This window comes from Salipiger sp. HF18 (assembly GCF_011806505.1).
Lineage (GTDB): Bacteria > Pseudomonadota > Alphaproteobacteria > Rhodobacterales > Rhodobacteraceae > Salipiger > Salipiger thiooxidans.
The window spans coordinates 1-4,893 of the sequence record NZ_JAATOS010000300.1 but is presented as its reverse complement, the minus strand read 5'-3'; the positions used below and the strand labels follow the sequence as shown (position 1 = coordinate 4,893).

The window sequence follows — 4,893 nt, the reverse complement described above, 5'->3', positions numbered from 1 at the left end:
GCCGCGCGGTGACATTCTCGCCCAGCGCCTGCGCCAGCCGCAGCCGGCCCGTGGTCTCGAGCCGGGCGAGCAGCTTGCGCAGGTAGGGTACGTGATCGCGGCGTCGGCGCATCATCCGGGCAAAGCTCAGCCCGTCGAGCTGGTCCGAGGCGGCTGCGCTCAGAATCGGCGCGATCAGGTCGAGGTCGAGCAGGTCACCCTGCAACGCGTCGCCCATGAAGGGCAGGCGGAAGCGGCTCACGTTGCGGCGCACGAAGAGCGCCGAATGCATCGCATCGAGCCGTTCGCGCGGATCGTAGAGCACCCAGCCACGGTGCGCGGCGTCCAGCATGTCGGGCGCGTAGCCGTAGCGCGAGGTGAAATCGAGCCGCCGCACCTCTGGGAAGCGCCCGTCCCATTCGGTCACTCGCGGGTCCAGCGTCGCCTGAGGCTGCAGCATCACCACCCGCGCGCCCGGCGCCGCGACCGAATAGGCGGCGGCAGCATAGCCGCAGGGACCGGCGCCGTAGAACACCACGGTCTCGAAATCGTCGAAGAAACCGTCGTCCTGAAGCTGGTCGAAGAAGCCGTAGATCAGCTCGTCGCGGAACCACGTGTCGCGCGATGAGACCAGCACCAGCGAGGACCAGCCGTTGGCCGTCGCCATGTTCCAGCCGAGCGGGGTCGCGTTGTCGGAAAGCGCCTCGATGCCCGGCAGGGTCTCGAAGCTCACCAGAAGCGTGTCGCCGCGCTCCACGAACACCGCGTGATGACATTTGCCAAGCGGTTCCGCAAAGCCCTCGGACTCGCCGATCTTTGAGATCGCGGCAATCCACTGACCCCTGCGAACCCCGGTCAGATCGACCGATGAAAGATCAAGCCGCTCCTGCATGTGTTGCCCGCCGTTCTGCCGTTCCCGACATTTCTGCCGTCTTGCGTTTGCCGTTCTCGCGCCGTCGCGTTCTGCGAATGCTCTGTGGTCCATCGAAACAATGCCCGGTGCATGCGGCGGAATTGTGCAGAAAGGGGGGAATGATTGGGTGCCGATGTGGCGCAATTTGGGCGCACTTGGTTAACCCGCGGTTACCCGGTCACGATGCGTCGCCCCGCGCAGGCCCGCACAGCATCCGCGCGGCCTGTGGCGACGGCGGTTGCGTCGGCGGCTGACGTGGCCCAACTGCTCGACCCGGTCGAGCGGCGCATCGGTGCCGTCGTCGCAGTCATTCGACAGCGCCACGACATGGGGGATGCCGCAGGCGAGGTCATGGGCGAGTCAGTGGGGTGTGCGGTCGTCGATAGGCCGAGACAGATCCTCCGATAGCACACGGTGCGAGCCCAGGTTCGTCCTTCAGCTCACGCTCTCTGGGCGGCAGGGAGGGCAGCATCAGGAGATGTTGTCTAAGGAGAATGTGATCTACCATATTATTGATTGTATTCATTGTTATGTCATGGGTCGCCGCGAAATCCGTACGCAGCGCCCCGAGCGGTCCCGCCTTCATCTCTGCGTGGTTCTGCCTCAGCGCTGGCACTTGGCGCCGGATCGTGAGGTCTTTCCAGGCGGGGTCATAGCGCGCGCGCCGGTGGTGGGCGTCGAAGACGCGGCCCGCGCGGTTCACGTCGCCCCGGTCACTCTTGGCGAGATAGCTCTCGCGCGAGCGCAACGCGTTGTGGTTCAGCGTGGCGTGACGCCAGGCACCGGCAGCGGGAAGCCTGCGGATCTGGCGCGTGCGCGCGGCAGGGCCCTGCGTGCCAGCCCTTCGCGGAAGAACGGCCGCTGAGCGCCGTAGGGGTGACGAGAAAAATCATTTTGCACCAGCGCCTTGCCCTCGATCCCTGGCTCGGCGCACCAGAGGTCCGGGTTGTGCGAGTGGATGAACTGCCCGATGACGGGGCGGTCCTCGAAGCTCTGGACGCCGTCATTGGCGAAGACCTGGTCGCGCAGCGAAATGGCCTGAGGGGCACCACAGGCGTCGGCCAGCGCCGCGAGCGCGCCATCGCCCGCGTGGATGTTGAGGAACGCGTCCACGTCCGCCTCCCAGATCCAGTTGGCACGGGTCACAAGCTCTTGTTTCTGTGCATCTCTCAGCGCCTCCATCTGGTCGTTGCGGCCCGACGCGGGGTTGGGACGTTGCGCCACGCCCCAGGGCGCAAGCACGTCCGGCAGCACATCGGTGCGGTCGCTGCAATCGTTGGAGCAGATCAGGACGCCGGTGACGCCGAGGCAGCGGTTGTAGGCCATCCATTCCAGCAGGAACGGGCCCCCGTTTCTGACGCATGTCACCGCTGTTACGCGCATCGCGGCACCTCTGCGGTCCCGTTGCTGTTCTGGTGACCCACGGGCCTGCTCGGTCTGCCGCCGCTTGCGGAGGGTGGTCCTCCGTGGCCTTGCCTTGCGCCAAAACCATCGCATCTCGGTTAAGAGCCGTCGATCTGCGGAGGACCCCCCGTAAGATGGGGAGCGTTGCAGGAAGGATGCGCCAAGGCATTGCGACCAAGTGGGTATTGACCGGAGCTGCGGAGCCGGGCAAGCCCTAGGGCAGGAGGAGGCCGTCACATGCAGAACCCCCAGACCATCGATGCGGTGCAGTCCATGTTGTCCGATACGGGCTATGTCTGCGGGCGGGCGCTGGCCACCGTGGTCTTCCTGTCGCTGCGCCTTGGCCGGCCACTGTTCCTCGAGGGCGAGGCCGGTGTCGGCAAGACCGAGATCGCCAAGGCGCTGGCGGCGTCGCTTGGCAGACGGCTGATCCGGCTGCAATGCTACGAGGGGCTCGACGCGGCCTCCGCGGTCTACGAGTGGAACTTTCCGGCCCAGATGATCGCCATCCGCACCGCCGAGGCACAGGGCGGGGCCGACCGCACGGCGCTGCAAAAAGAGCTCTTCGGGCCTGACTACCTGGTCGAGCGCCCGCTGCTTCAGGCGATGCGGCCGGACGAGAACGGCGCGCCCGTGCTGCTGATCGACGAGCTCGACCGCACCGACGAGCCGTTCGAGGCATTCCTGCTTGAGGCGCTGTCGGATTTCCAGGTCACCATCCCCGAGCTCGGCACCATCAAGGCGCCCGAGCCGCCGATCGTGGTGCTGACCTCGAACCGGACGCGCGAGGTGCATGACGCGCTGAAGCGGCGCTGTCTCTATCACTGGGTCGACTACCCGGATTTCCAGCGCGAGGTCGAGATCCTGCACAGCCGCGAGCCCGGCATTGCGGACCGGCTGAGCCGCGAGATCGTGGCCTTCGTGCAGGCGCTGCGCACCGAGGACATCTTCAAGAAGCCCGGTGTCGCCGAGACCATCGACTGGGCCAAGTGCCTGCTGGCGCTCGACGTGGTGGACCTGTCGCCCGAGCTGATCTCGGACACCCTGGGCGCCATCCTGAAATACCAGGACGACATCGCCAAGATCCAGAATTCGGAGGCCGCCCGGCTGCTCAGGGAGGCGCGCGAGACCTTGGACGCGGGCTGAGAAAACTTGCACTATCGCCGCGTCGGGGGCATGTACCCGTGATCTGAAGCACGACGGCAGCAGGACGGCACGAGGCCATGGCGAAGAAGCCCACGGGAAAGAACACGTCGGGACGCGGGCAACGCGACCTGAAGGTGAAGGTGAAGACGGCGCGCGGACGCACGCTGTCCTCGACGCGCTGGCTGCAACGTCAGCTGAACGACCCCTATGTGAAGCGCGCGAAGGACGAGGGCTTCCGCGGCCGCGCGGCGTTCAAGATCCTCGAACTCGACGAGCGCTTCGGGTTCCTGAAGCCCGGTGCCCGCGTGGTCGACCTTGGCTGCGCGCCGGGGGGCTGGTGCCAGGTGGCGGTGCCGCGGGTCAATTCTCTGGGCGAGAAGAAGAACAAGCCGCAGGGCTTCGTGCTGGGCGTTGACCTGCAGGAGGTTCTGCCCGTGCCCGGCGCCGATATCTACCAGCTCGATTTTCTCGAAATGGGTGCTGACGACAAGGTCAAGGAATGGCTGGGCGGCCGCGCCGACGTGGTGATGTCGGACATGGCGGCGTCCTCCTCGGGGCACAAGCAGACCGACCACCTGCGCATCATCTCGCTCTGCGAGGCGGCGGCGGAGCTGGCCTTCGACGTGCTGGAAGAGGGCGGGACCTTCGTTGCCAAGGTGCTGGCGGGCGGTGCAGAGCAGGGGCTTCAGAGCCTGCTCAAGCAGCGCTTCGACAAGGTGTACAACGTGAAGCCGCCGTCGAGCCGGGCGGATTCCTCCGAGAAGTTCGTGGTGGCGACGGGCTTCCGCGGCTGAGACGGCCTCAGGGGCGCGGGCGGAGTGACTCTGCCGCCTGCTGCTGGAAGACCCGCGCGAAATGCGGTGAGACGACCCTCATCTCGACGAAACCGGATGGTGTGTCCTCGGTGCGAGCGGCGCCCTTGCGGCGGTCGAAACGGCCGGGGGCGCCGGGATGGGGCCAAACAGGCAGTGGCGGCTCGGGCTGCAGGGTGATCATGGCTCCTCCTGACCGGACATGCTGCCGCAAATGCCTTACCGGCCTGTTAAGCTTGCGATCCGCGCAACGGCGCCCGGCACGGGGCCTTGCACCCGGAGAGGCGCTGGCGCAGTCTGACCGCAACCACGGGTGAGGCGGCATGAGCGCGAAATTCTTCAACGACATCAGCACGGGGCGCGCATGAGGCGGCTGGCGCTCGCGCTCGTGCTCTGCGGCTGTGCTGCGGCGCCCGAGCTTCCGCAGGCCCCGATTCCTCTGCGCAATCCGGCCGCCCCGGTGGCAAGCCAGGCCGACGTCACGCAGGGGCGGCTCGGCGGCGACTGGGTGGTGGTGCAGGGCGCGGGGCTGACCCCCGGCGCGCGGCTGCGGTTCTCGGACGGGGCGATGTCGCTCGACGGTGTGAACATGCCGCTGGCCGAGACCGGACCCGGGCGCTATGCGGTTGGCGGGCAGAC

5 protein-coding genes and 1 pseudogene are annotated in these 4,893 nt (G+C 67.1%); 3 read left to right on the top strand and 3 right to left on the bottom strand.

What is annotated here, in order from left to right:
* Both HC022_RS19010 and HC022_RS29360 read right to left on the bottom strand, forming a co-directional pair.
* Nucleotides 1–871, bottom strand: an 871-nt coding sequence (locus HC022_RS19010; RefSeq protein ID WP_167453466.1) for a phosphoadenosine phosphosulfate reductase, incomplete at its 3' end; no start/stop codon positions are given.
* A gap of 780 nt (nucleotides 872–1,651) precedes the next feature.
* Nucleotides 1,652–2,218, bottom strand: coding sequence for a glycosyltransferase family 2 protein (locus HC022_RS29360; protein ID WP_254885181.1), 567 nt, complete (start codon nucleotides 2,216–2,218; stop codon nucleotides 1,652–1,654).
* A gap of 315 nt (nucleotides 2,219–2,533) precedes the next feature.
* On the opposite strand from HC022_RS29360, the gene HC022_RS19000 reads away from it, so the two are divergent.
* Nucleotides 2,534–3,442: a MoxR family ATPase gene (locus tag HC022_RS19000; protein WP_089961401.1), complete on the top strand. Its 909-nt coding sequence runs from the start codon at nucleotides 2,534–2,536 to the stop codon at nucleotides 3,440–3,442.
* 77 nt (nucleotides 3,443–3,519) lie between these two features.
* Nucleotides 3,520–4,236, top strand: a complete 717-nt coding sequence (locus HC022_RS18995; RefSeq protein ID WP_008884792.1) for an RlmE family RNA methyltransferase — start codon at nucleotides 3,520–3,522, stop codon at nucleotides 4,234–4,236.
* Nucleotides 4,237–4,243: 7 nt separating this feature from the next.
* On the opposite strand, the gene HC022_RS18990 is transcribed toward HC022_RS18995, so the two are convergent.
* Nucleotides 4,244–4,438 (bottom strand): hypothetical protein, encoded by a 195-nt coding sequence (locus HC022_RS18990; protein ID WP_167453465.1) that lies wholly within the window; start codon nucleotides 4,436–4,438, stop codon nucleotides 4,244–4,246.
* A gap of 180 nt (nucleotides 4,439–4,618) precedes the next feature.
* Between HC022_RS18990 and HC022_RS18985 the strand changes: the two are divergent.
* Nucleotides 4,619–4,893: pseudogene (locus tag HC022_RS18985) on the top strand (lipocalin); the annotation flags it as partial.

Bases quoted from the DNA above. Each gene is read 5' to 3' on its own strand.
- HC022_RS29360 (WP_254885181.1), bottom strand. From the start codon at position 2,218: ATGGCCTACAACCGCTGCCTCGGCGTCACCGGCGTCCTGATCTGCTCC.
- HC022_RS19000 (WP_089961401.1), top strand. From the start codon at position 2,534: ATGCAGAACCCCCAGACCATCGATGCGGTGCAGTCCATGTTGTCCGAT.
- HC022_RS18995 (WP_008884792.1), top strand. From the start codon at position 3,520: ATGGCGAAGAAGCCCACGGGAAAGAACACGTCGGGACGCGGGCAACGC.
- HC022_RS18990 (WP_167453465.1), bottom strand. From the start codon at position 4,438: ATGATCACCCTGCAGCCCGAGCCGCCACTGCCTGTTTGGCCCCATCCC.